29 protein-coding genes and 1 pseudogene are annotated in these 25414 nt (G+C 66.0%); 23 read left to right on the top strand and 7 right to left on the bottom strand.

The window, feature by feature from the left end:
- Positions 1–19 precede the first annotated feature (19 nt).
- The gene (locus AC5Y4N_RS10295) at positions 20–604 is read right to left on the bottom strand and encodes a DUF3558 domain-containing protein (protein ID WP_499910343.1); all 585 of its coding nucleotides are present in this window, start codon (positions 602–604) and stop codon (positions 20–22) included.
- Between the two features lie 104 nt (positions 605–708).
- Here AC5Y4N_RS10295 and pptH point away from each other — a divergent pair, with 104 nt between their 5' ends.
- Genes pptH through truB form a run of 3 tightly spaced genes read left to right on the top strand, consistent with a single transcriptional unit; the run spans position 709 to position 3205 of the window.
- Positions 709–1641, top strand: coding sequence for an ACP phosphodiesterase PptH (gene pptH, locus AC5Y4N_RS10290; protein ID WP_499910346.1), 933 nt, complete (start codon positions 709–711; stop codon positions 1639–1641).
- Positions 1638–2330 carry a 4'-phosphopantetheinyl transferase PptT gene (pptT, locus tag AC5Y4N_RS10285; RefSeq protein ID WP_499910348.1) on the top strand — a complete coding sequence of 231 codons (693 nt, stop codon included), beginning with the start codon at positions 1638–1640 and terminating at the stop codon, positions 2328–2330. The genes pptH and pptT overlap by 4 nt, the downstream gene beginning before the upstream one ends.
- Complete coding sequence (truB, locus tag AC5Y4N_RS10280; RefSeq protein ID WP_499910350.1) at positions 2327–3205, top strand: tRNA pseudouridine(55) synthase TruB; 879 nt, start codon at positions 2327–2329, stop codon at positions 3203–3205. Before pptT ends, truB begins: the two co-directional genes overlap by 4 nt.
- Here truB and AC5Y4N_RS10275 read toward each other — a convergent pair.
- Positions 3202–3906 (bottom strand): metal-dependent transcriptional regulator, encoded by a 705-nt coding sequence (locus AC5Y4N_RS10275; protein ID WP_499910353.1) that lies wholly within the window; start codon positions 3904–3906, stop codon positions 3202–3204. The two genes, truB and AC5Y4N_RS10275, sit on opposite strands and share 4 nt — an antisense overlap.
- Before the next feature lie 136 nt (positions 3907–4042).
- On the opposite strand from AC5Y4N_RS10275, the gene AC5Y4N_RS10270 reads away from it, so the two are divergent.
- The gene (locus tag AC5Y4N_RS10270; protein WP_499910355.1) at positions 4043–5017 is read left to right on the top strand and encodes a bifunctional riboflavin kinase/FAD synthetase; all 975 of its coding nucleotides are present in this window, start codon (positions 4043–4045) and stop codon (positions 5015–5017) included.
- A gap of 98 nt (positions 5018–5115) precedes the next feature.
- Entirely contained in the window at positions 5116–5385 is a 270-nt protein-coding gene (rpsO, locus tag AC5Y4N_RS10265; protein ID WP_499910357.1) for a 30S ribosomal protein S15, read from the top strand.
- Positions 5386–5397: 12 nt separating this feature from the next.
- On the opposite strand, the gene AC5Y4N_RS10260 is transcribed toward rpsO, so the two are convergent.
- Both AC5Y4N_RS10260 and AC5Y4N_RS10255 read right to left on the bottom strand, forming a co-directional pair.
- Complete coding sequence (locus AC5Y4N_RS10260; protein ID WP_499910359.1) at positions 5398–5793, bottom strand: type II toxin-antitoxin system VapC family toxin; 396 nt, start codon at positions 5791–5793, stop codon at positions 5398–5400.
- On the bottom strand, positions 5790–6017 hold the full coding sequence (locus AC5Y4N_RS10255) for a type II toxin-antitoxin system Phd/YefM family antitoxin (RefSeq protein WP_499910361.1): 228 nt from the start codon (positions 6015–6017) through the stop codon (positions 5790–5792). The genes AC5Y4N_RS10260 and AC5Y4N_RS10255 overlap by 4 nt, the downstream gene beginning before the upstream one ends.
- Positions 6018–6327: 310 nt before the next feature.
- Between AC5Y4N_RS10255 and AC5Y4N_RS10250 the strand changes: the two genes are divergently transcribed.
- From AC5Y4N_RS10250 to bla, 4 genes are read left to right on the top strand one after another with little or no spacing between them, the layout of a single operon-like run.
- Positions 6328–8577 carry a polyribonucleotide nucleotidyltransferase gene (locus AC5Y4N_RS10250; RefSeq protein ID WP_499910363.1) on the top strand — a complete coding sequence of 750 codons (2250 nt, stop codon included), beginning with the start codon at positions 6328–6330 and terminating at the stop codon, positions 8575–8577.
- Positions 8543–9859, top strand: a complete 1317-nt coding sequence (locus AC5Y4N_RS10245) for a M16 family metallopeptidase (RefSeq protein WP_499910624.1) — start codon at positions 8543–8545, stop codon at positions 9857–9859. The genes AC5Y4N_RS10250 and AC5Y4N_RS10245 overlap by 35 nt, the downstream gene beginning before the upstream one ends.
- 3 nt (positions 9860–9862) lie before the next feature.
- Positions 9863–10669, top strand: a complete 807-nt coding sequence (locus AC5Y4N_RS10240; protein ID WP_499910365.1) for an SDR family oxidoreductase — start codon at positions 9863–9865, stop codon at positions 10667–10669.
- The gene (bla, locus tag AC5Y4N_RS10235; protein ID WP_499910368.1) at positions 10662–11552 is read left to right on the top strand and encodes a class A beta-lactamase; all 891 of its coding nucleotides are present in this window, start codon (positions 10662–10664) and stop codon (positions 11550–11552) included. The genes AC5Y4N_RS10240 and bla overlap by 8 nt, the downstream gene beginning before the upstream one ends.
- A gap of 6 nt (positions 11553–11558) precedes the next feature.
- On the opposite strand, the gene ald is transcribed toward bla, so the two are convergent.
- Entirely contained in the window at positions 11559–12674 is a 1116-nt protein-coding gene (gene ald, locus AC5Y4N_RS10230) for an alanine dehydrogenase (RefSeq protein ID WP_499910371.1), read from the bottom strand.
- Positions 12675–12762: 88 nt separating this feature from the next.
- On the opposite strand from ald, the gene aldR reads away from it, so the two are divergent.
- The 8 genes and pseudogenes from aldR (at position 12763) to AC5Y4N_RS10190 (ending at position 17919) form a co-directional block, all read left to right on the top strand.
- On the top strand, positions 12763–13275 hold the full coding sequence (aldR, locus tag AC5Y4N_RS10225) for an HTH-type transcriptional regulator AldR (protein WP_499910374.1): 513 nt from the start codon (positions 12763–12765) through the stop codon (positions 13273–13275).
- A 94-nt stretch (positions 13276–13369) separates the two neighbouring features.
- On the top strand, positions 13370–14104 hold the full coding sequence (gene dapB, locus AC5Y4N_RS10220; protein WP_499910376.1) for a 4-hydroxy-tetrahydrodipicolinate reductase: 735 nt from the start codon (positions 13370–13372) through the stop codon (positions 14102–14104).
- Positions 14101–14565: a hypothetical protein gene (locus AC5Y4N_RS10215; protein WP_499910378.1), complete on the top strand. Its 465-nt coding sequence runs from the start codon at positions 14101–14103 to the stop codon at positions 14563–14565. Before dapB ends, AC5Y4N_RS10215 begins: the two co-directional genes overlap by 4 nt.
- Complete coding sequence (locus AC5Y4N_RS10210) at positions 14562–15017, top strand: flavodoxin family protein (RefSeq protein WP_499910380.1); 456 nt, start codon at positions 14562–14564, stop codon at positions 15015–15017. The genes AC5Y4N_RS10215 and AC5Y4N_RS10210 overlap by 4 nt, the downstream gene beginning before the upstream one ends.
- Before the next feature lie 253 nt (positions 15018–15270).
- Positions 15271–16143, top strand: coding sequence for a hypothetical protein (locus AC5Y4N_RS10205; RefSeq protein WP_499910382.1), 873 nt, complete (start codon positions 15271–15273; stop codon positions 16141–16143).
- 177 nt (positions 16144–16320) lie between these two features.
- Positions 16321–17226: a hypothetical protein gene (locus AC5Y4N_RS10200; RefSeq protein ID WP_499910384.1), complete on the top strand. Its 906-nt coding sequence runs from the start codon at positions 16321–16323 to the stop codon at positions 17224–17226.
- Positions 17227–17292: 66 nt separating this feature from the next.
- Positions 17293–17451: pseudogene (locus AC5Y4N_RS10195) on the top strand (flavodoxin); the annotation flags it as partial.
- A 15-nt stretch (positions 17452–17466) separates the two neighbouring features.
- A complete protein-coding gene (locus AC5Y4N_RS10190) occupies positions 17467–17919 on the top strand; it encodes a hypothetical protein (RefSeq protein ID WP_499910386.1) in 453 nt (150 codons plus the stop codon).
- Here the strand turns inward: AC5Y4N_RS10190 and AC5Y4N_RS10185 are convergent.
- Positions 17916–18656, bottom strand: a complete 741-nt coding sequence (locus tag AC5Y4N_RS10185) for a dienelactone hydrolase family protein (RefSeq protein WP_499910389.1) — start codon at positions 18654–18656, stop codon at positions 17916–17918. The genes AC5Y4N_RS10190 and AC5Y4N_RS10185 overlap by 4 nt on opposite strands.
- A gap of 42 nt (positions 18657–18698) precedes the next feature.
- On the opposite strand from AC5Y4N_RS10185, the gene AC5Y4N_RS10180 reads away from it, so the two are divergent.
- The 6 genes from AC5Y4N_RS10180 to AC5Y4N_RS10155 are packed head-to-tail and all read left to right on the top strand — an operon-like array spanning position 18699 to position 24579.
- Positions 18699–19499: a thymidylate synthase gene (locus tag AC5Y4N_RS10180; protein WP_499910391.1), complete on the top strand. Its 801-nt coding sequence runs from the start codon at positions 18699–18701 to the stop codon at positions 19497–19499.
- Positions 19496–19981: a dihydrofolate reductase gene (locus AC5Y4N_RS10175; RefSeq protein ID WP_499910393.1), complete on the top strand. Its 486-nt coding sequence runs from the start codon at positions 19496–19498 to the stop codon at positions 19979–19981. Before AC5Y4N_RS10180 ends, AC5Y4N_RS10175 begins: the two co-directional genes overlap by 4 nt.
- On the top strand, positions 19978–21189 hold the full coding sequence (locus tag AC5Y4N_RS10170) for a winged helix-turn-helix domain-containing protein (RefSeq protein WP_499910627.1): 1212 nt from the start codon (positions 19978–19980) through the stop codon (positions 21187–21189). The genes AC5Y4N_RS10175 and AC5Y4N_RS10170 overlap by 4 nt, the downstream gene beginning before the upstream one ends.
- A gap of 43 nt (positions 21190–21232) precedes the next feature.
- The gene (gene thyX / locus AC5Y4N_RS10165; RefSeq protein ID WP_499910395.1) at positions 21233–21985 is read left to right on the top strand and encodes an FAD-dependent thymidylate synthase; all 753 of its coding nucleotides are present in this window, start codon (positions 21233–21235) and stop codon (positions 21983–21985) included.
- A gap of 18 nt (positions 21986–22003) precedes the next feature.
- Entirely contained in the window at positions 22004–22906 is a 903-nt protein-coding gene (gene dapA, locus AC5Y4N_RS10160) for a 4-hydroxy-tetrahydrodipicolinate synthase (RefSeq protein ID WP_499910397.1), read from the top strand.
- Positions 22906–24579, top strand: a complete 1674-nt coding sequence (locus AC5Y4N_RS10155) for a ribonuclease J (RefSeq protein WP_499910399.1) — start codon at positions 22906–22908, stop codon at positions 24577–24579. Before dapA ends, AC5Y4N_RS10155 begins: the two co-directional genes overlap by 1 nt.
- A gap of 20 nt (positions 24580–24599) precedes the next feature.
- Here AC5Y4N_RS10155 and AC5Y4N_RS10150 read toward each other — a convergent pair whose 3' ends face one another.
- A complete protein-coding gene (locus AC5Y4N_RS10150; RefSeq protein WP_499910401.1) occupies positions 24600–25412 on the bottom strand; it encodes a mycofactocin-coupled SDR family oxidoreductase in 813 nt (270 codons plus the stop codon).
- Between the last annotated feature and the right edge of the window lie 2 nt (positions 25413–25414).

Below are 25414 nucleotides of genomic sequence, written 5' to 3'. Positions count from 1 at the left end.
TTCGGCTCAGAGCTTCGGCTCAGAACTTGTAGTACGGCGCCAGCTGCTGGGCCCGGGTCATGTTCTCGGTCGGGCAGTCCACGTCGGGGTTGGAGTAGATGGGCGAGAAAAACAGCGACTGCTGGATCACTCCGTAGCTGGTCTCGAACATCACCATGCAGGAAAACCACCAGCGGTTGTTCCAGTCGGTGGGCTTCATCACCCAGAACCACGCTGCGCGATGGCCTGCGATCGTGGTCTCGACCGCATCGGACGACAGGCTCTGTTCGTAGCTGCGCCAGACGATCGGCTCGATCGCCATCTGGTAGTTGGCGGCGTCGAAGTGACAGCGCAACCCGTCTTCCGGTTCGGGCGGCGTGAAAGCCAGACCGAGCCGCTGGATCACGTCCATCGGGATGTCCTGACACGGGTCGAACGGGCGGGGATTGTTGAAATCGATCACCGGCGACTTGATCGTGGTGCTCGGCGTATCCAACGGCACGGCCGTGGACCGCAGCTGCACGTCCGGTGGAGAGGTCAAGCCGCCCGGGGCAGCTTGCCACGCCACCACCACCGCCGCGACCACCGCACACATCACCGCGAACAGCCGCAGCCTGGTCGCCATCGCAGCCCCTCCGTTCGGCATCCCCGCAGGGGGAGTGTACAAGCGCGACAACGCCGGCACGACGGTAAAAGAGAACCTGTTCTAGTTGGCTACCCTGGTCGGTTGTGGCGACACTTTGGGCTGTCAGTGACCTGCACACCGGTCACGTGGGGAACAAGCCGGTCACGGAGTCGCTGTATCCGTCGTCGCCGGACGACTGGCTGATCGTCGCAGGCGACGTCGCCGAGCGCACCGACGACATCCGCTGGTCGCTGGACCTGTTGCGTCACCGGTTCGCCAAGGTGATCTGGGTACCGGGCAACCACGAGCTGTGGACGACGAGTAAGGACCCGGTGCAGCTGTTCGGCCGCGCCCGCTACGACTACCTGGTCGAGATGTGCGACCAGATGGGCATCCTCACCCCCGAGCACCCGTATGCGGTGTGGACCGGTGAGGGTGGTCCCGCGACGATCGTGCCGATGTTTCTGCTCTACGACTACACGTTCCTGCCGGCGGGCGCGTCGTCGAAGGCCGAAGGTCTGGCCATCGCGCGCGAGGCCAACGTGGTGGCCACCGACGAGTTCGTGCTGTCCTCGGAGCCGTACGCCACCCGCGACGCCTGGTGCCGTGACCGGGTGGCCGTCACGCGGAAACGACTCGAGCAGCTCGACTGGATGACACCGACGGTGCTGGTGAACCATTTCCCGCTGGTGCGCGAGCCGTGCGAGGCGCTGTTCTATCCCGAATTCTCGCTGTGGTGCGGCACCACCGCCACCGCCGATTGGCACACCCGCTACAACGCGATCTGCTCGGTCTACGGGCACCTCCACATTCCGCGGACCACGTGGTATGACGGCGTGCGGTTCGAAGAGGTGTCGGTGGGTTATCCGCGAGAGTGGCGGCGCCGCAAGCCATATCGGTGGCTGCGGCAGGTATTGCCCGACCCGCAGTACGCACCGGGCTACCTCAACGAGTTCGGCGGCCACTTCGTGATCACGCCGGAGATGCGCGCCAATGCGCAGCGGGTGCGCGAGCGGATCGAGGCCCGCAGGCGATGAACGCTTGCCCGAAGAGCAATGAGCCGGCCTCGAGCTTGATCTCCACCGTGGTGCCCGAGACGGTGGCCGCAGCCGAGTTGTACACCGACCCACCGGATCTGGCGCCGCTGCCCGACGAGGAGCCGCTGATCGCGCGGTCGGTTGCCAAGCGGCGCAACGAGTTCGTCACTGCCCGTTACTGCGCCCGGGTGGCACTGGGCAAGCTCGGCATCCCGCCCGTGCCGATCCTCAAGGGCGACAAGGGAGAACCGTGCTGGCCCGACGGCGTGGTGGGCAGCCTGACGCACTGTGAAGGTTTCCGCGGTGCGGTTGTGGGCCGGATCACTGATGTTCGGTCGATAGGCATCGACGCCGAGCCGCACGACGTCCTTCCCGACGGCGTGCTCGACGCGGTCAGCATTCCCGCCGAGCGGCGGCAGCTGGCTGCCCTGCCTCCCGATCTGCATTGGGATCGAATCCTGTTCTGCGCCAAGGAGGCAACGTATAAGGCGTGGTTTCCGCTGACTCGCCGGTGGCTGGGTTTCGAGGACGCCCACATCGTGTTCGACGTGGACTCCGACGGCGCCGGCGGCGAGTTCGTATCGCAGATCTTGATCGACCCGACGACGTTGTCGGGGCCGCCGCTGAAAGCGTTGCACGGTCGGTGGTCGGTGCGGCAGGGCTTGGCGCTGACGGCGATCGTGCTGTGAGTGCAGGCCTGGTCGTCGTCGACAAACCCGCCGGCATGACCAGCCACGACGTCGTCGCCCGCTGCCGGCGGATCTTTTCCACGCGCAAGGTCGGGCATGCCGGCACGCTGGACCCGATGGCCACCGGTGTGTTGGTGGTGGGCGTCGAGCGCGCGACCAAGATTCTTGGCCTGCTGACTACCGAAACCAAGTCGTATGCCGCGACGATGCGGCTGGGGCAGACCACCACCACCGACGACGCCGACGGTGACGTAGTGGCGACGACGCCCGCCGACGCAGTGACGGACGATGCGATCCGGACCGCGGTTGCGTCGTTGCGGGGCGAAGTCGAACAGGTGCCGGCGGCGGTGAGCGCGGTCAAAGTGGGCGGCAAGCGGGCGTATCGGCTGGCTCGCGAAGGCCAGGCCGTCGATCTGGCCGCGCGCAGGGTGCGGATCGACCGCTTCGACGTGTTGCAGATTCGACGCGCCGACGGCTTCGTGGACGTCGACGTCGCGGTGGACTGTTCGTCAGGCACTTACGTCCGCGCGCTGGCCCGCGATGTCGGCGCGGCGCTGGGCGTCGGCGGGCATCTGACTGCGCTGCGGCGCACCAGGGTGGGCCCCTTCGGTGTCGAGGATGCTCACGCGCTCGACGAGCTTGCGGCTCAACCACGGCTGTCGTATTCGCTCGACGAGGCGTGCCTGCTCTGCTTCCCACGCAGGGATCTCAGTGCCGAAGAGGCCGAATCTGCCCGGCACGGAAGGGCTTTGGCGTCGGCCGGCATCGACGGGGTCTACGCGGCGACGGCTCCTGACGGCAGGGTGATCGCGCTGCTGCGTGACGAAGCCGGCCGGACGAAATCCGTGGTGGTGCTGCGGCCGGCCACGCTCTAGCAGGGCACCACCCAAATCGATTCTGCCGCAGGGTGGCCCAACTCCACTGTGCGATTACCGGGGTCGCCGTCGTGGCCGTCGTCGATCGCCACCGACAGTGTTCCGGCGAAGTCTCGCCGGGCCAGCACCGTCAGGTGCGAGTCCAGCGCGATCCCGACGGAATCGAAGTAGCGCAGCATCTCGGGGTCCGCGTCGGAGATCCGCGCCACCGAGCCGTGGTCGCCGTCTGCGCATTCGGACAGCTGCCGCGCGGGCGGCGTCGGCACCCGGCCGTCGAGCGTCGGAATCGGGTCGCCGTGCGGGTCCCGTTGTGGATGGCCGAGCTTCGCGTCGATCCGCGACATCATCAGGTCGCTGACCGCGTGCTCGAGTACCTCGGCTTCGTCGTCCACTTCGTCCCAGCTGTAGCCGAGCACCTGCACCAAGAACGTCTCCAGCAGCCGGTGCCGGCGCACCACCGACACCGCGGCGCGCCGACCACGCTCGGTCAGCGTCACCGCCCCGTACTTCTCGTGCTCCACCAATCCCTGGTCGGCGAGCTTGCGGATGGTCTCGGAGGCGGTACTGGCCGACACCCCGAGCCGCTCGGCGAGCATCTTGGTGCTGATCTTGTCGCCGGACCACTCCTGGACCTTCCAGATCACCCGCAGGTAGTCCTGGGCGACCGACGTCAGCCCACGGGCGTCGTCGGCAGCAGTCACGGGTGAAAGTGTAGGCACTGGCGGGCGATAGCGGGGATGTCACGCGCGCGCGCAAGTTGGCTCTTCGCGCAAGCGCTCATCGCGCGAGTTGGCTCTTCGCGCAAGCGCTCATCGCGTGGGTCGTAGGCTTGCCGCTGTGCAGCGCTGGCGCGGTCAGGAGGAGATCCCCACTGACTGGGGCAGATGTGTCCTGACGATCGGGGTGTTCGACGGCGTACATCGCGGCCATCAGGAGCTGATCGCGACCGCGGTCAAAGAAGGACGGTCGCGAGGCGTGCCGACGGTGCTGATGACCTTCGATCCGCACCCCATGGAAGTGGTGTTCCCGGGCAGCCATCCGGCCCAGCTGACCACGCTGACCCGCCGCGCCGAGCTCGTGGAAGAACTCGGCATCGACGTGTTCCTGGTGGTGCCGTTCACCGCCGAGTTCATGAAGCTGACGCCGGAGCGCTACATCCACGAGCTGCTGGTGGAGCGGCTGCACGTGGTGGAGGTCGTGGTCGGGGAGAACTTCACGTTCGGCAAGAAGGCGGCAGGAAATGTGGAAACGCTACGGCAGGCGGGGGAGCGGTTCGGGTTCGCGGTGCGGGCGATGTCGCTGGTCGCCGAGCACCACGACGACCAGACGGTGACGTTCTCGTCCACCTACATCCGGTCCTGCGTCGACGCCGGTGACGTCGTGGCTGCGGCCGAGGCGCTGGGCCGCCCGCATCGCGTCGAGGGCGTGGTGGTGCGTGGCGACGGCCGCGGCCGGGTGCTGGGCTTTCCGACCGCCAACGTGGCGCCCCCGATGTATGCGGCGATTCCGGCAGACGGCGTGTATGCGGCCTGGTTCACCGTGCTCGGGCACGGGCCCGTCGTCGGCTCGGTCGTGCCGGGCGAGCGCTATCAGGCCGCCGTGTCCGTCGGCACCAACCCGACGTTCTCCGGCCGGACCCGCACCGTCGAGGCGTACGTACTGGACACCTCCGCCGACCTCTACGGCCAGCACGTCGCCGTCGATTTCGTCGCCCGCATCCGCGGGCAGCGCAAGTTCGCCGAGGTCGGGGAGTTGATCAGCGAGATGGAGAAGGACACCGAGCGGGCCCGCACGATTCTGTCGGCCCAGTGACATCCTGCTAAACTCGCCGCCGACATGGCGACGTGCTGCAGTCCGCGGCGGCCTCGCTGATTTTCGAAGATCGTGGACCGACGTATGGAGTTGAATTCGTGGCGCTCACTGCCGAACAGAAGAAAGAAATCCTGAGGGAATACGGCCTGCACGAGACCGACACCGGCTCGCCGGAGGCCCAGATCGCGCTGTTGACTCGGCGGATCAACGACCTCACCGAGCACCTCAAAGTGCACAAGCACGACCACCATTCGCGGCGGGGCCTGCTGCTGCTGGTCGGCCGGCGGCGCCGGCTGGGCAAGTACCTCGCCGAGATCGACGTCGAGCGGTACCGGTCGCTGATCGACCGCCTCGGCATGCGCCGGTGACGCTGCCGGCGATCAATCTCGGGCTAGGCGCACCGGCGTGCCGTAGCGACTGAACACGGGATCGGCCGTCACGATCTCGAGGTCCTCCAGCGCGGCCTGTGCCACCAGCATGCGATCGAACGGATCTCGGTGTATCGGCGGCAGTTGCGCTACTCGCAGCGCATGGCTGTGAGTCACAGCAAGGGGTACGACACCGGACCGCCGCATCCGATCGGGCACGTAATCGGCGGGCGGCTCGGGAAGCGGTAGCTTGCCGAGCTCGTATTTGATCGCGATCTCCCAGGAACTGGCCGACGACAACACGAGCTCGTTGCCGAGGTCTTCAAGCATCGCCAGCACCTGTCGGCTGATGCGGGTGGGGTCGGTTTGCAGCCACAACCACACGTGGGTGTCGAGCAGCAATCTCATGCTTCGAACGTCTGCACCACGTCAGCGGGCAAAGGGGCGTCGAAGTCATCGGGGACGACGAACCTGCCGACGTCGACGCCGAATTCGCGCTGCCGTCGAGCGGGACTCGGCACCAGTACCGCAACCGGCTCACCGCCGCGGACGATGGTGATTTCCTCGCCGGCTTCTACCCGCCGCAGCAGTTTCGAGAAGTGAGTCTTCGCATCGTGGACGCCGACCTCCATAGCGCCAGCGTAGACTAAGTCGTGGACTAAGTCGTCGCAACCACCTGGGCGGAGCAAGCTCGGCTGCGAAATAGGGTTGCCACCAGCACCGGTGTAAAGTAAGGACGTTCCGAGCCATCCGGCTCGGACTCGCATGTCAGACAGTGGCCAGCCTGCATCGGGCGGTCTTCGGTAGTGGCTGTCGGGCTCCGCATACAGAGTCCGGCCGCTTCGATCGACGGCCGTAGCCGCATCAGGCCGATGCCGTTCAGGTTGCCCGCCACTGCCTCCGTGCGACGACAACCGAACGAAGGAAGGCCCCCGGATTGTCATGTCTGTAGCCGAAATCGACGAGGGCGTTTACGAGTCAACCGCCACCATCGACAACGGGAGCTTCGGCACCCGCACCATCCGCTTTGAAACCGGCCGGCTGGCCCAGCAGGCCGCCGGCGCCGTGGTCGCCTATCTCGACGAGGAGACCATGCTGCTCTCGGCGACCACCGCGAGCAAGCAACCCAAGGAGCACTTCGACTTCTTCCCTCTCACCGTCGACGTGGAAGAGCGCATGTACGCTGCCGGCCGCATCCCCGGCTCGTTCTTCCGCCGCGAGGGGCGGCCGTCCACCGACGCGATCCTGACGTGCCGGCTCATCGACCGCCCGCTGCGCCCGTCGTTCGTCGACGGCTTGCGCAACGAGGTGCAGGTGGTGGTGACCATCCTGTCGCTGGACCCCGACGAGCTCTACGACGTGCTCGCCATCAACGCCGCATCGGCCTCCACGCAGCTGGCCGGCCTGCCGTTCTCCGGGCCGGTCGGCGGTGCTCGGGTGGCGCTGATCGACGGCACCTGGGTCGCGTTCCCCACAGTCGCGCAGCTCGAGCGGGCAGTGTTCGACATGGTGGTCGCCGGCCGCGTCGTGGGTGACGACGTCGCGATCATGATGGTCGAGGCGGAGGCCACCGAGCACGTCATCGAGCTCATCGACGGCGGTGCGCAGGCACCCACCGAGTCGGTGGTGGCCGAAGGCCTGGAAGCGGCCAAACCGTTCATCAAGGCGCTGTGCGTGGCTCAGCAGGAGCTGGCCGATCGGGCCGCCAAGGAGACTGCAGATTACCCGGTGTTCCCCGAGTACAGCGACGATGTCTACTACGCCGTGTCGTCGGTGGCCACTGACGACCTGACGCAGGCGCTGACGATCCCGGGCAAGGTCGAGCGCAACCAGCGCACCGAAGAAATCCGCGCCGAGGTGCTCACCCGACTCGCCGACACATACGAAGGCCGTGAGAAGGAAATCTCCGCGGCGTTCCGGTCGCTCACCAAAAAGCTTGTGCGCCAACGTATTCTGACTGATCACTTCCGCATCGACGGCCGTGGCATCACCGATATCCGGGCGCTGAGCGCCGAGGTGTCCGTGGTGCCCCGGGCGCACGGCAGCGCATTGTTCGAGCGCGGTGAGACCCAGATTCTCGGCATCACCACGCTGGACATGATGAAGATGGCCCAGCAGATCGACTCGCTGGGCCCGGAAACCACCAAGCGCTACATGCACCACTACAACTTCCCGCCGTACTCCACTGGCGAGACCGGCCGCGTCGGCTCGCCGAAGCGGCGCGAGATCGGTCACGGCGCATTGGCGGAGCGGGCGCTCGTGCCGGTGCTGCCGTCGGTCGAGGAATTCCCGTATGCGATCCGGCAGGTGTCCGAGGCGCTCGGCTCCAACGGCTCCACCTCGATGGGCTCGGTGTGTGCGTCCACGCTCGCGCTGCTCAACGCGGGTGTGCCGCTGAAGGCGCCGGTGGCCGGCATCGCCATGGGTCTGGTGTCCGACGACGTCGAGCTGGACGACGGCAGCACCGAGCGGCGGTTCGTCGCGCTGACCGACATCCTGGGCGCCGAGGATGCGTTCGGCGACATGGACTTCAAGGTCGCCGGCACCAAGGACTTCGTCACCGCACTGCAGCTGGACACCAAGCTCGACGGCATTCCGTCGAAGGTGCTGGCCAATGCGTTGTCGCAGGCCAAGGATGCGCGGCTGACCATCCTGGACGTGATGGCCGAGGCCATCGACCGGCCTGACGAGATGAGCCCGTATGCGCCGCGCGTCACCACGATCAAGGTTCCGGTGGACAAGATCGGCGAGATCATCGGGCCGAAGGGCAAGATGATCAACTCGATCACCGAGGAGACCGGCGCCCAGATCTCGATCGAGGACGACGGCACCGTGTTCGTCGGCGCCACCGACGGCCCGTCGGCGCAGGCCGCGATCGACCGGATCAACGCGATCGCCAACCCGCAGCTGCCCAAGGTGGGCGAGCGGTTCCTGGGGACGGTGGTCAAGACCACCGACTTCGGCGCGTTCGTGTCGCTGCTGCCCGGGCGCGATGGGCTGGTGCATATCTCCAAGCTCGGCAAGGGCAAGCGGATCGCCAAGGTCGAGGACGTGGTGAACGTCGGCGACAAGCTGCGCGTGGAGATCGCCGACATCGACAACCGCGGCAAGATCTCGCTGATCCTGGTTTCCGACGACGATTCAGCCGAGGCCTCACCTGCCCCAGCGGATGCCGCGCACACCGGCCCGTAACGCCGGCGCCGACCTCCGGCGCACCACACTTCCCGGCGGTCTGCGCGTCGTCACCGAATGCCTGCCCGGCGTCCGCTCGGCGTCGGTGGGCGTCTGGGTGGGTGTCGGTTCCCGCGACGAAGGTCCCAGCGTGGCGGGGGCGGCGCATTTTCTCGAGCACTTGTTGTTCAAGGCGACCCCCACCCGCACCGCGGTGCAGATCGCGCAGGCCGTCGACGCGGTCGGCGGTGAGCTGAACGCGTTCACGGCCAAAGAGCACACCTGCTACTACGCCCACGTGCTCGACGCCGATCTCGAGTTGGCGGTCGATCTGGTGGCCGACGTGGTGCTCAACGGGATCTGCTCGCCCGACGACGTCGAACTCGAACGCGACGTCGTACTCGAGGAACTCGCGATGCGCGACGACGATCCCGAGGACGCGATCGCCGACGTGTTCCTGGGTGCGCTGTTCGGCTCGCACCCGGTGGGCCGGCCGGTGATCGGGACTCACACGTCGGTGTCGGCGATGACGCGTGCGCAGCTGCATTCGTTCCACGTGCGGCGCTACACCCCGGAGCGGATGGTGATCGCGGTCGCCGGCAACGTCGAGCATGACCACGTCGTGTCGCTGGTACGCCAGTACTTCGGTGCCCGGCTGCAGCGGGGCCGCATCCCGGTACCGCCGCGCAAAGGCGCCGGGCGGGTGCCGGGGCGTCCGACGCTGCGACTGTGCCCACGCGACGCGGATCAGACGCACATGATGCTCGGGGTCCGCTGTCCCGGTCGGCACTGGAAGCATCGCTGGGCGCTGGCGGTGCTCAACACGGCGATCGGTGGCGGGCTCAGTTCGCGGCTGTTCCAACAGATCCGGGAGGAGCGCGGGCTCGCGTACAGCGTGTACTCGACGGTCGACACGTTCGCCGAGAGCGGTGCCCTGTCCGTCTACGCGGCATGCCTGCCGGACCGGTTCGGCGACGTCGTCGACGTCACCATGTCAGTACTCGACGATGTCGCTCGGAACGGGATCACCGCCGAGGAATGCCGCATCGCGAAGGGCTCGCTTCGCGGCAATTTGGTTCTGGGACTGGAGGATTCGGCGTCGCGGATGAACCGGATCGGCCGCAGTGAACTGAACTACGGCGAACACCGCAGCATCGAGCACACGCTCGGCCTGATCGACGCCGTCACTCTCGACGAGGTCAACGCCGTGGCGCGGCGGGTGCTGGCCGGACCGTACGGGGCGGCGGTGCTCGGTCCGTACAAATCGAAACGCGAACTCCCACAGCGGCTTCGGAAGGTCTGACGAATGGACGTCGAAGGCAGGGTGGCAGTCGTCACCGGCGGGGGCTCGGGTATCGGGCGAGCGCTGGCCCTCGCGCTCGCCGAGTCGGGCGCGCGTGTGGTGGTTGGTGACGTCGACGGCGGGGCGGCGCAGCGGACCGCCGAGTCAATCGCGGGGGATGCGGTGGCACGCCAGGGCGACGCCAGCGTCGAGGGTGACATCGTCGAGCTGATCCGCTCGGCCACAACAAATTTCGGTGAGGTGGATATCTACGTCGCGAACGCCGGCATCGGGGGAGCGCCCGGGCTGGGCACCGGCGACGCGGACTGGGACCGGGTGCTGGACGTGAACCTGCGCGCGCACATCCGCGCAGTCAGGCAGCTGATCCCCACCTGGGTGTCGCGCGGCTCTGGCTACTTCGTGTCGGTGGCGTCCGCCGCCGGGCTGCTGACTCAACTCGGCGCCGCTGGATATGCGGTGTCCAAACATGCGGCGCTCGCCTTCGCGGAGTGGTTGGCGATCACCTACGGCGACGACGGCGTGGGCGTCAGCTGCGTCTGCCCGATGGGGGTGGAGACTCCGCTGCTGACCGAGCTGCGTGAATCCCCTGATGCCGATGGACGATTGGCGGGCCGTTCGGTCACCAGTGCGGGTGAGGTGCTGACGCCTGAGACGGTGGCTAGGGCTACGTTGGATGCGGTGCAGCAGAACAGGTTTCTGGTGTTGCCGCACCCGGAAGTGCTCGACATGTACCCGATGAAGGGCTCTGACTACGAGGGGTGGATCGCCGGCATGCGTCGGTATCGCCGGAGTTTGACCGCCGATGGCTGAGCTGTCGCGGCGCGGGCTGCTCCTCGGTGCGGTGCTGATAAGTGCCGCCGGGTGCAGCGTGAAGTCGACGCTGGCCGACCCAGCCGAGCCGCTGCCTGCGCTCGACGAACAGATCGCGGCTCTGGAACGTCGGCACAACGCCCGAGTGGGGCTGTTCGCGTCGGACCTCGGGTCGGGGCGCTCAGCGGAGTACCACGCCGACGACACGTTCGCGATGTGTTCGACGTTCAAGGGCTACGCCGCGGCGAGCGTACTGCAACGCTGCGACCGCGCAGAACTGCATCTGAGCGATGAGGTGTTCGTCGATCCCCAAGCGGTCGTGCCCAATTCGCCCGTCACGGAACCACAGGCCGGGCATGCGATGACACTCGGGCAGCTGTGTGCGGCAGCGCTGCAGCGCAGCGACAACACCGCAGGGAACCTGCTGCTGACCACGATCGGTGGGCCGGGGCAGATCACCGCGTTCGCGCGCAGCATCGGCGACGACAGGACGCGCCTCGATCGCTGGGAGACCGAACTGAACACCGCGCTGCCGGGGGATCCGCGCGACACGTCGACCCCACGGGCGCTGGGCAATGGTTACCGCGATTTATTGACCGGTACGGCGTTGACGGTGTCCAGTCGCCAGCAGCTCGACGATTGGATGAGGGCCAATGTGACGTCGAGTATGCGCGCGGGATTGCCGCAGGGATGGACCAGCGCCGACAAGACCGGCAGCGGCGACTACGGCAGCACCAATGACGTCGGCATCGCGTACGGGCCGGATGGGCGGAAGGTTCTACTGGCGATCATGACCCGGACGGCCGGTGACGATCCGAAGGCGGACAACGACCGGGCGCTGATCGGCGAGCTGACTTCGCTGACCTTCTCCGCTCTCAACTGACGTCGGCTAACCCAACACGGCCGCCGGTTCGGTGAAGGGCAGGCCGAGGTCCTGCGCCACCTGCTTGTTGAGCAAGGCGCCCTGGTGCGTCGAAAGTCCCTTTGCCAATGCAGGATTCGCTCGGCATGCGTCGCGCCAGCCGCGGTCCGCGAGTGTGAGTGCGTAGGGCATCGTGGCATTGGTGAGCGCGAATGTTGACGTGCGGGGCACAGCACCGGGCATGTTGGCGACGCAGTAGAAGACGGTGTCGTGCACGGGGATGGTCGGCTCGTCGTGGGTGGTGGGTCGGGAGTCCTCGAAGCAGCCGCCTTGGTCGATGGCGACGTCCACCAGCACGGCGCCGGATTTCATTTGCGCCACAAGGGCTTTGGAGATCAACCTGGGTGCTTTCGCCCCGGGGACGAGCACCGCGCCGATCACCAGGTCGGCGCGCTTGACCGCGCTCTCCAGCTCGAGGGTTGACGAATAGCGGGTGCTGATACGTCCGCCGAACTCCGCGTCCAAGGCGCGCAGCTTGGCGACGTCGACGTCGAAAACAGTGACGTGGGCTCCCATGCCGCAGGCGATGCGCGCGGCGTTGTAGCCGGCAGTGCCGGCGCCGATCACCACGACGTCGGCGGCCCCGACGCCGGGCACGCCGCCCATGAGTACGCCGCGGCCGCCGGTCGGTTTCATCAGGTGGTATGCGCCTACTTGGGCGGCGAGTCGTCCGGCGACCTCGCTCATCGGTGCCAGCAGAGGCAGTGCGCCGTCGGCAGTCTGCACCGTTTCGTATGCGATCGCGGTGACGCCCGAGCGCAGCAGTGCTTCGGTGCACGGCTGCGACGCCGCGAGGTGCAGGTAGGCGAACAGCGTTTGGCCGCGGCGCATCAACGCGTATTCGGCTTCGATCGGCTCCTTGACCTTCAGCAGCAGATCCGCGTGCCCCCAGACGCGTTCGGGGTCGGCGACGATCTGGGCGCCGGCGGACTTGAAGTCGGTGTCCGAGATCGACGAGCCACGGCCGGCGCCCGCCTGGATGACGACGTCGTGCCCGCGCCGAGTGAACTCGGCTACTCCAGCCGGCGTGATCGCGACCCGGTATTCGTTGTTCTTGAGTTCGGTGGGGACGCCGACGCGCATGCTGGCTCCTTGATGGCCGGTGAACCAATTCTGAAGAAGCTTCGGTTTCCGTGCAATCCACCGGTACAAAATTCTGTAGAGTCGCAGTGTGACAGAACGATCGACGAAGATCGGGGTGGACCGCGGGGAGCGCCCGAAGAATGTTCAGCCGCAACTCGACGACGTCGACCGGCGAATTCTCACCGCTCTCCACGACGACGCGCGGATATCCAATAGCGCGCTGGCAGAGCTGGTGGGCATCGCGGCGTCCACGTGCCACGGTCGCCTGCGTCGCCTGCAGGACATCGGCGTGATCCGCGGCTTCTATACCGACGTCGATCCGGCGGCGATCGGCCGGCCACTGCAGGCGATGATCGCCGTGAGCCTGCAGTCGAGCGCTCGCGGACGCATCCGCCACTTCATCGCCGAGATCCGCAAACTGCCGCAGGTGATCGATGTGTACTTCCTGGCGGGCGCCGACGACTTCATGCTGCACGTCGCCGCGTGCGACACCGAGGACCTGCGGGCGTTCGTCGTCGAGAACCTCAACGCTGACCCCGATGTCGCGGGCACGCAGACGTCGCTGATCTTCGAGCATCTGCGCGGCGGCGCACCCTTGTAAAGCGCGAACGTGCGTGAAATGGCAGGTGCGACGGCGTGTCGCTGTACAGACACGCGCGCTCGCGGGGGCAGGCCGCGGCAGTAGGCTGCACGGCATGCGAGTCGGAGTACTGGGTGCCAAAGGCAAGGTCGGTGCGACGATGGTCGCGGCCGTCGAGAAGGCTGACGATCTGACGCTTTCCGCGGAGGTCGACGCCGGTGATCCGCTGTCGCTGTTCGTCGACACCGACACCGAAGTCGTCATCGACTTCACCCATCCCGACGTCGTGATGGACAACCTGAAGTTTCTGATAGACAACGGAATTCACGCCGTCGTCGGCACGACCGGATTCACCGACGACCGATTGCGGCAAGTCGAAGAATGGCTTGAAGACAAGCCTCAGACGGCGGTTCTGATTGCGCCGAACTTCGCGATCGGCGCCGTCCTGTCGATGCGCTTCGCCCAAGAGGCGGCCCGGTTCTTCGAATCCGTCGAGGTCGTCGAACTGCACCACCCCAACAAGGCCGACGCGCCGTCGGGCACCGCGGCGCGCACCGCAAAGCTGATCGCCGAGGCGCGAAAAGGTCTGCCGCCCAACCCCGATGCCACCTCGAGTGCGTTGCCGGGCGCACGGGGCGCCGACGTCGACGGCATCCCGGTGCACTCTGTGCGGCTGGCCGGGCTCGTCGCGCATCAGGAGGTGCTGTTCGGCACCGAAGGGGAGACGCTGACTATTCGTCACGACAGCATCGACCGCACGTCGTTCGTCCCCGGCGTGCTGCTCGCGGTGCGGCGCATCCGAGAAAGGCGGGGTTTGACCGTCGGCATCGAACCGCTGCTCGACCTGTGAACGACGCGCGCCGCATCCAGCTGCTGATCGGTTTCTTCTGCGTCGCGCTGATCGTCTACTTCGTGATGCTGGGCCGCATCGCCACCGCGCTCGTCGTCTCGGGTCAAGCCGCAGCGATCGGGCTCGGCCTGGCCCTGATGGTCCTTCCGCTCATCGGGCTCTGGGTGATGGTCAGTACGCTTCGTGCGGGCCTGGCTCACCAGCGCCTGGCCCACCTCATCCACGACGACGGCATGGAGCTCGATGTCAGCGCGGTTGCGCGGCTGCCGTCCGGTCGGATCCGGCGCGATGCGGCTGATGCGCTGTTCGACGCTGTGCGTGAAGAACTCGACCGCGATCCCGACGACTGGCGCCGGTGGTATCGGCTCGCTCGCGCCTACGACTATGCCGGTGACCGGGCTCGGGCCCGCAAGGCGATGAGCAAGGCCGTCGACATGCAAGCCCGCGAGGCCAGGCGATGACCAAGACGCTGCTGGTCGTGCATCACACCCCGTCGCCTTCCACCCGCGAGCTCCTGGAAGCTGTTCTTGCCGGAGCCAACGACCCGGACATTCACGGGGTCGACGTGGTGGTGCGGCCGGCACTCGCGGCCACCTTGCCCGACATGCTGCACGCCGACGGCTACCTATTCGGTACGACGGCCAACTTCGGGTACATGTCCGGTGCTCTCAAGCATTTCTTCGACACCGTCTATTACCCAAGCCTTGATCACGTCGCGGGGCGGCCGTATGGGCTGTGGGTGCACGGCAACAACGACACCGTCGGCGCGGCGGCGGCCGTCGAGAAGCTCGCCACGGGACTGGAACTGGCCAAGGCTGCCGGGACGCTTGAAGTCACCGGCGCAGTGACTTCGGCAATGCGCGAACAGGGCTATGAACTCGGTGGCACGCTGGCCGCACTGTTGATGGAGTGAAGACCATCCCTTTCACTGCGATCACAACGGTGACGCGTGGAAGGCTTCTGGGGACGCTGCTGGGATGCGCTCCGACCGAGACGTTAGCTTCGCGGAAAGTCAGCTAAGCGTACCCACCCCAATCTGGTGGTCACTAAATTGAACATCGATCGGTAGCTCGACTGCCTCGTTTTGCTGCAGGATTGCGGTATCGTACGCAATACTTGCCTGCGCTCGGGAGTCGAGACTGCAACTAACTTCCGGCCAGAGGGGGATGACCGTCGACGATCAAGATTCGCTGACACCGCGAATTGCGGAGAACGCGTCGGACTCCGAAACCTTTCCGAAGTCTGAGAGTCCGACGCAGCCGCCACAGCGCAAGTCGTCCCGCGGAAAGCTGGTCAGGCAAAAAACTTCGATGTTCATCGAGCACCCCCTATGGACCACCTTGGGGGCGATTACCGGAGTCATTGGCATCGTGATATCAATCATTCAATTGACGGATAGCTCGAACTACACGCCTGCGGCCATCGAAGTTGCAATCGTGAATATGGGAGCTGCCGAAGAAATCGAGGCTCGGCGGACTTCGGCCGGCAAAGACGAGACCTTGACGAGTGTTATCGCACCGCCGGTCGAAATCACGCTTAAGAACAATGGCGACAAGCCATCCCTCATCACGCAAGTCAACGCAGAGGCTTTGTTCTTCGCTCAACTGAGCGACTGTACGAAGCCGGCTTCTGCCACTACTACTTCGTCGGTGTATGGCGCGTATTCGATTAAGTTACCGACCGCGGATAATGCGAACCGCATTGAGCAGCGGATACATATGACGAGTATGCGATTCGAAGTGAAGCCCGGCGCCGTCGACCGTATAACGCTGACTGTGGGCCCGGACAAGCAGACTTCCGCTACGACCGTCATGGCGGTACATTTGACACTTACTCATGACGGGTCGGAGACGCTCGACGTTGGAACGGTGCTGACCGCAGCCACGCGAAAGGACCTCGAGGCTCGAGATGGGTCTCCCGTAGATCAGATTTGTGTAAAAGAGAATTTACAAGTGTTGGACAAACTGTACTCGATTCAAGGTTACCGGGCTCCCGACTTAGACCGAATGCGGAAGAAATATCAAACGCTAACGAGCTAGAATCGCAGTGGTATCTTGGCTCGCCGTTGCTGATTGCAGCCTCGTCGCTCAACACGCCTTTTGGGGCGACGCTGGCGGCCGATCATAGTTATAACGAACGCGATTCTGCTTCGCGATAAGCGGCGAGCGGTTATGCTTCTGCCAAGTCTTCGCTTCCGAAAAAGGAGTATATTAGAAATGAATCGACCCTTTGGCTCGGAACCGCATCACCCTGAGATGGGAGCTAGTTCTGAACACTGGTCCGCGCCTACTCGACCTACGGGTGGTGACGGCTTTAAGCCGCCGGGTAGCCCATTAGGTCCACACCGCAACTTCTTCACACGCGCCTTAACGGCCTTAGCCAAGCATCCGGCATGGACAGCTTTTGGCGCGGCGGTCGGCATCATCGGAATTGTATTATTTGTCGTACAACTCGTGGTTCCATCTGAAACGGACGCCCCGGCCCTTGAGGTTGCCGCACTTGCGGTCGGGACTCCCGAGGAGATAGATGGTACGGAGGGTACCTCTATCACTGGGAGCAATTATCCAGATCGGCCGATGTCTTTTAGCGTAACTCCTGTCGACATTACCCTCAAGAACAATGGCGATAAGCAGGCTGTCGTAACAAAGGTGGAGGCAGAATTGCTTTACTCCGCTATGCTGTATGACTGCACCGAGAGCGGAGCTGGACCGGCCGTGATAACCGGTAACTATGCACTGCAGTTTCCCCTGCAAGGCGATTTTGAATTCGGTGATCTCAAGCATGAGAACGCATCCACCACTATGCAGTTCGTCGTCAAGCCTGATTCGATTGACCGGATGCAGGTAACGGTAGGCCCGCAGCGGCAAAGCGGAAACAATTATCCAACGGTGTTGGCCGTTCGTTTGAACCTTGTTCACGACGATTCCCAGAAACTCGACGTAGGCACAGTTGCCGTGGCTGCGAACGCGGACAAAATACAAAGCCAAATCGAGAAGGCTAAGAGCCGTTCGTGCGCCGAGAAGAACCTCTCTAAGCTTGACGAGCTCTATGCCGTCGCAACCGTGCATTCGCCGGAGCTGGACCGTCTGCGGCAGAGGTACGAGCAGTTGGTGGGGCGTTAACCCATACTCGCATGCCATGCCGCAGCAACTCTAGGGTCGGCTAAGAACCACGTTTCGCCGAGGCTCGACACTGTCGGCGCGGCGGCGGCCGTCGAGAAGCTCGCCACCGGACTGGAACTGACCAAAGCTGCCGGGACGCTTGAAGTCACCGGCGCAGTGACTTCGGCAATGCGCGAACAGGGCTATGAACTCGGTGGCACGCTGGCCGCACTGTTGATGGAGTGACGAGAGGACTGCCACATGCCCGGTCTTGCCGAACTCGCCATCGGCGCCGCGCCCCTGGCCGGGGGAGCCATGCTGGGTTTGGCGGCCGGCCAGCTGAAGGGTCCTGACTTCCGGGGCACGATCAAACAAGACATGGAGTTGTTGCAAGCCCTGCCGCCGGAGCAAGCGGCTCGCCGTGCAGCCCTGCAGCGCACGATCGACCAGCGCATCGACGATCTCGTCGAGGCCAACGAACGCACCCGCCGACTCAGAGTGGCCGCTGCCGGCTACCAGGGCAACTGGCGCGACATCATCCTGTTCATCTCCGCGGTCTTGTTCACCATCATCTGGTGGACCAAGGACAAGCACGGCAACAACTGGCTGCCCATGCTGGTGGTGCTGATCGCCATCTGCATCGTTTCCGCGTTCTACGCGTTCCGTGGCATTCGCCGCAGCCTGGCGGCGCTGCTGCGCCGTCCGAAGCGCTAGCCCGGCAGCGCCGCCTCGAACAAGCGCTGCAGCGCAAGCCAATGCCGCTCGGCGGCTTGCGGGTTGTACGGTACGTTGTCCGGCACCGCGAATCCGTGTGCGGCAGGGTAGGTCTCGATCGTGTGCGGCACCCCGGCGGCCTCGAGTGCCTTGTCCAGGATCTCCGCCTGCTCTGCAGTGAACGACCCGTCGTTCTCGGCTGCGGCCACGTACACGGTCGCGGTCATCCGATCGGCAAGCAGATGCGGACTGTCTTCGCCGTCGGTGACCAGTCCACCGCCGTGAATCGACCCGGCCGCCGCCACCCGATGAGGCACCCGGCCCGCGACGATCACCGAGATCCGCCCGCCCATGCAATAGCCGCACACGCCGAACCGGTCCCCGCGCACCTCGGGCCGCTGCTCGAGAAAGTCGAAGTAGGCGGCCGCATCGGAGGCCATCATGTCTTGGCTGATGCTGCCGATCATCCCGAACAGCCGCTTACGCTCAGCCGCGTCGCTGAACGCGGTCTTCATGTCGAACGGCCGCCAGCCGGGGTGGCGGTAGTAGACGTCGGGCAGCAGCACCGCGTAACCGAACCCGGCCAGCGTGTCGGCCATCTCGTGGAACGTGTCGCGCACGCCGCCGGCATCCGGGTACATGACGACGGCCGGCCACGGGCCGCTGCCGTGAGGCGTGTGCAGGGTGACGGGGCAGGACCCGTCCGGGGTGCTGACGGTGGTTGCGACGCTCGGCATGGTTCCGTTCTACCTGCCGTCCCGACAAGTAAGCTGACCGACGTGCCGATCGCCACGCCTTACGAGGATCTGCTGCGCCTGGTGATGGAGCGGGGAACGCCGAAATCGGACCGCACCGGCACTGGCACAAGAAGCCTGTTCGGTCATCAGCTGCGCTACGACCTGTCCGCCGGATTCCCGCTGATCACCACCAAGAAGGTCCACGTCAAGTCGGTCATCTACGAGCTGCTGTGGTTTCTGCGCGGCGACTCCAACGTCGGCTGGCTGCGCGAGCACGGCGTCACGATCTGGGACGAATGGGCTTCGGAGACAGGGGATTTGGGGCCGGTGTACGGCGTGCAGTGGCGGTCTTGGCCTACACCGTCGGGTGAGCACATCGACCAGATCAGCGCCGCGCTCGAGTTGCTGCACACCGACCCGACTTCCCGACGGATCATCGTATCGGCGTGGAATGTGGCCGACATCCCCAAGATGGCGCTGGCCCCGTGCCATGCGCTGTTCCAGTTCTACGTCGCCGACGGCCGGCTCAGTTGTCAGCTGTACCAGCGCAGTGCCGACCTGTTCCTCGGCGTGCCGTTCAACATCGCCAGCTATGCGTTGCTCACCCACATGATGGCCGCTCAGGCCGGGCTGCGCGTAGGCGAGTTCGTCTGGACCGGCGGCGACTGCCACATCTACGACAACCACGTCGAGCAGGTCGCCGAGCAGCTGAGCCGCGAGCCTCGCCCGTACCCGCAACTTGTTCTCGCGCACCGGGATTCGCTGTTCGACTACACCTACGACGACATCGCGATCGTCAACTACAACCCGCATCCGGCGATCAAGGCGCCCGTGGCGGTATGACGCACGTTGGGCTGATCTGGGCCCAAACGACTTCGGGGGTGATCGGTCGCGCCGGCGGTATCCCGTGGCGCCTGCCCGAAGACATGGCCCGCTTCAAAGAACTCACGATGGGCCACACCGTCGTGATGGGCCGGCGCACCTGGGAGTCGTTGCCGCCCAAGGTTCGTCCGCTGCCGGGGCGCCGCAACGTCGTCGTCACCCGACAATCCGACTACGGCGCCGACGGAGCTGACGTGGTGACGTCACTGCACGATGCGCTCACAGATCAACAGGTGTGGGTGATCGGGGGAGGGGAGATCTATCCGCTGGCGCTGCCCCACGCGTCGGTGTGCGAGGTCACGGAGATCGATCTGGACATCCCGCGGCAGGACGACGACGCGGTGGCTCCGGTTCTCGACGAGAGCTGGGTTGCCGAGGACTCGGAGTGGCAGTCGAGCCGCAGTGGCCTGCGCTACCGGTTCAGCACCTACCGTCGGCGATGACGGTCCTCACCCGCGATCAGGCTCGTCGGATCGCGGTTGCCGCCCAAGGATTCGCCGAGCCGGTGCCCGCACGCGTCACCCGTGCGCATCTGCGTCGCTTGATAGCGAGAATCCAAGTGCTCCAGCTTGATTCGGTATCGGTAGTCGTCCGCGCTCATTACGCGCCGGTGTTCAGCCGGCTGGGACCCTATGACCGCGCACTGCTGGACAGGGCGGCGTGGAGTCACAGCGCGCGCTCGCCGCGGTTGCTCGTCGAGTACTGGGCGCACGAAGCCGCGCTGATGTCGGTCGACGACTGGCCGCTGATGCGCTGGCGGATGCGCGAGTACCGGTACGGCCGGTGGGGCAAGCACATCGTCAAGGCCAACCCACAACTCGCCGAGGACATCATCGCTGCGGTCGCCGAACTGGGCCCGTCCACGGCCGGCCAGATCGAGGAGTATCTCGAGTCCGAGCCGCGGCGCGCCAAAGGGGCATGGTGGAACCGCAGCGACACCAAATGGGTGGCTGAGGCCTTGTTCGCGTCGGGAGTACTGACGACGGCCACGCGCGTCGGTTTCGCACGTCACTACGACCTGACCGAGCGGGTGCTGCCGCCGGAGGTGCTGGCGCGCCGCCTCGACGACGACGAGGCCATCCGGCAGCTGACGCTGCGGGCGGCGACGGCACTGGGTGTGGGTACTGAGGCTGACATCCGCGACTACTTCCGGCTGTCGGCCCGTCAGGTCAAGCCCGCGATCGCCGCGCTGTTGGCAGCCGGTGAGTTGCAACGCGTCGACGTCGAGGACTGGACCGCGCCTGCGTATCTGCGTACCGGGCAGATGGTGCCGCGCCGCGACCGCGGCACGGCGCTGCTGTGCCCGTTCGACCCGCTGATCTTCTTCCGGCCCCGTGTTCAGCGGGTGTTCGGTTTCCACTACCGCATCGAGATCTACACGCCCGCGGCCCAGCGTCGATTCGGCTATTACGTGTGGCCGTTCTTGCTCGACGGCCGACTGGTCGGCCGCGTCGACCTCAAGCGCGCCGACGACGCGCTGCACGTCGTCGGCGCTTTCGTCGAGCCGGGGGAGTCGCCGTCACGCGTCGCCACCGCGTTGGCCGAGCAATTGCACAACATGGCGACGTGGCTCGGGCTGAGCGAAGTGGCCGTCGGCGAGCGTGGCAACTTGGTCGACGAGTTGCGACTTCGGTGCGCAAAACGGCGCTGAGCGCCTGTTTGCGCACCGAAATCGCCGGTTAGGCTTGCCCACCGTGGCCCAGACCGCGCCGCTGAAGGTGCAGCTGATCGCGAAGACCGAGTTCGTCGCGCCGCCCGACGTCCCGTGGAGCACGGACGCGGACGGCGGGCAGGCGCTGCTCGAGTTCGCCGGCCGCGCCTGCTACCAGAGCTGGTCGAAGCCGAACCCGCGGACAGCGACCAACGCCGCATACCTGCGGCACATCATCGACGTCGGGCACTTCTCGGTGCTCGAGCATGCGTCGGTGTCGTTCTACATCACCGGGATCTCCCGCTCTTGCACCCACGAGCTGATCCGCCACCGGCACTTCTCCTACTCGCAGCTGTCGCAGCGCTTCGTCCACGAGCGCGAATCCCAGGTGGTGCTGCCACCGGGCATCGAGGACGATCCGGAGTTACAGCAGCTGTTCCTCGACGCGGCCGACGCCAGCCGTCACGCATACACCACGCTCCTGGACAGGCTCGAAGCCAAGTTCGCCGACCAGCCGAACGCGGTCCTGCGACGCAAGCAGGCCCGCCAGGCGGCGCGGGCGGTGCTGCCCAACGCCACCGAAACCCGCATCGTGGTCACGGGCAACTACCGGGCGTGGCGGCACTTCGTCGCGACGCGGGCCAGTGAACACGCCGACGTCGAGATCCGCCGGCTGGCAATCGCCTGCCTGCGCCAGCTCGCCGATGTCGCGCCCGCGGTGTTCGCCGACTTCGCGATCACCACGCTTGCCGACGGGACGGAGGTCGCGACGTCTCCTCTGGCAACCGAGGCTTGACGGGTAGCCTAAGTGCCTGTGAGCACCAGCGGAATCGACGTCGGCGCGCGACTGGGCACCGTGCTGACCGCGATGGTGACGCCGTTTGCGCCAGACGGCTCGCTGGACCTGTCCGCCGCTGCGCGGCTGGCCACCCACCTCGTCGAGTCGGGATGCGACGGGCTGGTGGTGTCGGGCACCACCGGCGAGGCCCCCACTACCTCCGATGACGAGAAGATCGCGCTGCTGCGCGCGGTCCTGGAAGCCGTCGGCGACCGCGCCAAGGTGACCGCCGGTGCCGGCACCTACGACACGGCGCACAGCATCAAGCTGGCCAAGGCATGCGAAGCCGAAGGGGCGCACGGCCTTCTCGTCGTCACCCCCTACTACTCGAGGCCGCCGCAGTCCGGACTGGTCGCTCACTTCACCGCCGTTGCCGACGCGGTGAACGTGCCGGTGGTGCTCTACGACATCCCGCCGCGGTCGGTGATACCCATCGACTTCGACACCATCCGCGCACTGGCCGACCATCCCAACATCGTCGCTGTCAAGGACGCCAAAGGCGATCTGCACGGGGCCGCCGAGATCATCGCGTCGACCAAGCTCGCGTACTACTCCGGTGACGACCCGCTGAACCTGCCGTGGCTGGCCATGGGCGCCATCGGCTTCATCAGCGTGATCTCCCACCTGGCCGCCGGCCAGCTGCGAGAGCTGTTGTCCGCGTTCGAATCCGGAGACGTCGCGACCGCCCGCAAGATCAACGTGTCGCTGAGCCCACTGTGCGACGCGATGAAGCGGCTCGGCGGTGTCACCATGGTCAAGGCCGGCCTGCGTCTGCAGGGCATCGACGTCGGTGATCCGCGGTTGCCCCAAGTCGCCGCCACCCCAGCAGAAGTCGACGCACTGGCCGCCGACATGCGCGCCGCTGCGGTCCTGCGCTGATGGCCGAGCTCACGCCGCCGGGGCCGTTGGCGCCCGGCGCGCTTCGCGTGACGGCACTGGGCGGGATCGGCGAAATCGGCCGCAACATGACCGTTTTCGAGCATCTCGGCCGGTTGTTGATCGTCGACTGCGGGGTGCTGTTTCCCGGTCACGACGAACCTGCGGTCGACTTGATCCTGCCCGACCTGCGCCACATCGAAAACCGGCTCGACGACGTGGAGGCGCTGCTGCTCACCCACGCGCACGAAGACCACATTGGGGCCATCCCGTACCTGTTGAAACTGCGCGGCGACATCCCCGTCGTCGGTTCGAAGTTCACGCTGGCTCTGGTCGCCGAGAAGTGCCGCGAACACCGCCTCAAGCCGACGTTGATCGAGGTCTCCGAAGGGCAAAAGCAGCGCTACGGCGTGTTCGAGTGCCGCTATTTCGCGGTCAACCATTCGATTCCCGACGCGCTGGCCATTGCGATCGACACCGGCGCCGGCACCGTTCTGCATACCGGCGACATCAAGTTCGACCAGTTGCCGTTGGATGGTCGCCCGACCGACCTGCCCGGCATGTCGCGGCTCGGCGACAGCGGCGTGGATCTGCTGCTCGTCGACTCCACCAACGCCGAAATGCCGGGTGTCGGCCCGTCGGAAAGCGAGATCGGACCCGCGCTGCACCGGCTGATCCGCTCGGCCGACGGTCGGGTGATCGTCGCATGCTTCGCATCCAATGTGGCTCGGGTGCAACAGATCATCGACGCGTCGGTGTCGTTGGGCCGCAAGGTGTCATTCGTCGGCCGGTCGATGGTGCGCAACATGGGCATCGCACGAGAACTGGGGTTCCTGCAGGTCGCCGACGACGACGTGGTGGATATCGGCGCCGCGGAGGAGATGCCGCCAGAGCGGGTGGTGCTGATCACCACCGGCACGCAGGGCGAGCCGATGTCGGCGCTGTCGCGGATGAGCCGCGGCGAGCACCGCAGCATCACGCTGACCGCGGGCGATCTCATCGTGCTGTCGTCGTCGCTGATTCCCGGCAACGAAGAGGCGGTGTACGGCGTCATCGACGCATTGTCGAAGATCGGCGCTCGCGTGGTCACCAATAATCAAGTGCGAGTGCATGTTTCGGGTCACGCTCACGCCGGGGAGCTGCTGTTCCTGTACAACGGGGTCCGGCCGCGCAACGTGATGCCCGTGCACGGCACCTGGCGGCATCTGCGGGCCAACGCCGCGCTGGCTGCCAAGACCGGTGTGCCCGAAGAGTCGATTCTTCTGGCGGAGAACGGTGTCAGCGTCGACTTGGTCGCAGGCAGGGCGCGCATCTCCGGAGCGGTCCACGTCGGCAAGATGTTCGTCGACGGGCTGGTGCTGGGCGACGTCGGCGATGCGACGCTGGGCGAGCGGTTGATCCTGTCGTCGGGCTTCGTGGCGGTGACGGTGGTGGTGCGTCGGGGGACTGGTCGGCCGGCCGCGCCCGTGCATCTGATGTCGCGGGGTTTCTCGGAAGACCCCAAGGCGCTGGAGCCGGCCATGCGCAAGGTCGAAGCAGAGCTGGAACTGCTTGCGCAGGAACGGGTTACCGAGCCCACGCGGATCGCCCAGGCGGTGCGGCGCACCGTCGGCAAATGGGTGGGCGAGACATACCGTCGTCAGCCGATGATCGTGCCGACAGTCATCGAGGTCTGACGCCCGGGGTTTCGACGGCGTCAGCGTTTGTTGACGTATCCGGCGTCGACGGGCAGTGTCACGCCGGTGATGTAGCGGGCAGCGTCGGACACCAGAAACGCCACCGCGTTGGCGATGTCCTCTGGCGCCAGCACGTCGACAGGCAACGCATTGCCCATGTCGACGTCGGCCGTGCCGACCACCTCCTCGAGCCATCCGCGGATGAACTCGTTGTTGATCATCGGGGTGTCGACACCGGCCGGGTGTATGGAATTCACCCGGATCTTATGCGGCGCAAGGTGATTGGCGTACACCCGCATCAGCCCGACCATCCCGTGCTTGGCGGCCGCGTAGCCGATGGACCCGGGATCCTCGCTGCCACCGCCGACCAGTCCCATCACCGAGCTGATCAGTACGATCGACCCGCCGCGGCCCTGCTCGACCATGATGGGCTTCGCGGCCTCCACGGTGTGGAACGCGCCGGTGAGGTTGACGTCGATCACGTCGCGCCAGCCGTCCTCACCGGCTTGCATCGGGGCGATCCCGGCATTGGCAACGACGATGTCCAGCCCGCCGAGCTCGTCGACCCCCGCCTGCAACGCGCTGGCCAACCCGGCCGCGTCACGCACGTCGGCCTCTGTGGCGACAATGCGTGCCCCGGTCTCCTCCACCAGCTTCACCGTCGCAGCCAGGTCGTCGGCAGTGGCCAAAGGGTAAGGGACCGAGGCGATCTGGTCGCACAGATCGACGGCGATGACGTCGGCGCCTTCGCAGGCCAGCTTCACTGCGTGGGCGCGACCCTGCCCGCGGCCCGCGCCGGTGACAAACGCGACCTTTCCGTCTAGCGAACCCATCT

This window comes from Mycobacterium sp. NGS19 (assembly GCF_059813155.1).
The sequence above is the reverse complement of the archived record's forward strand: the minus strand, read 5'-3'. Positions and strand labels throughout refer to the sequence as shown.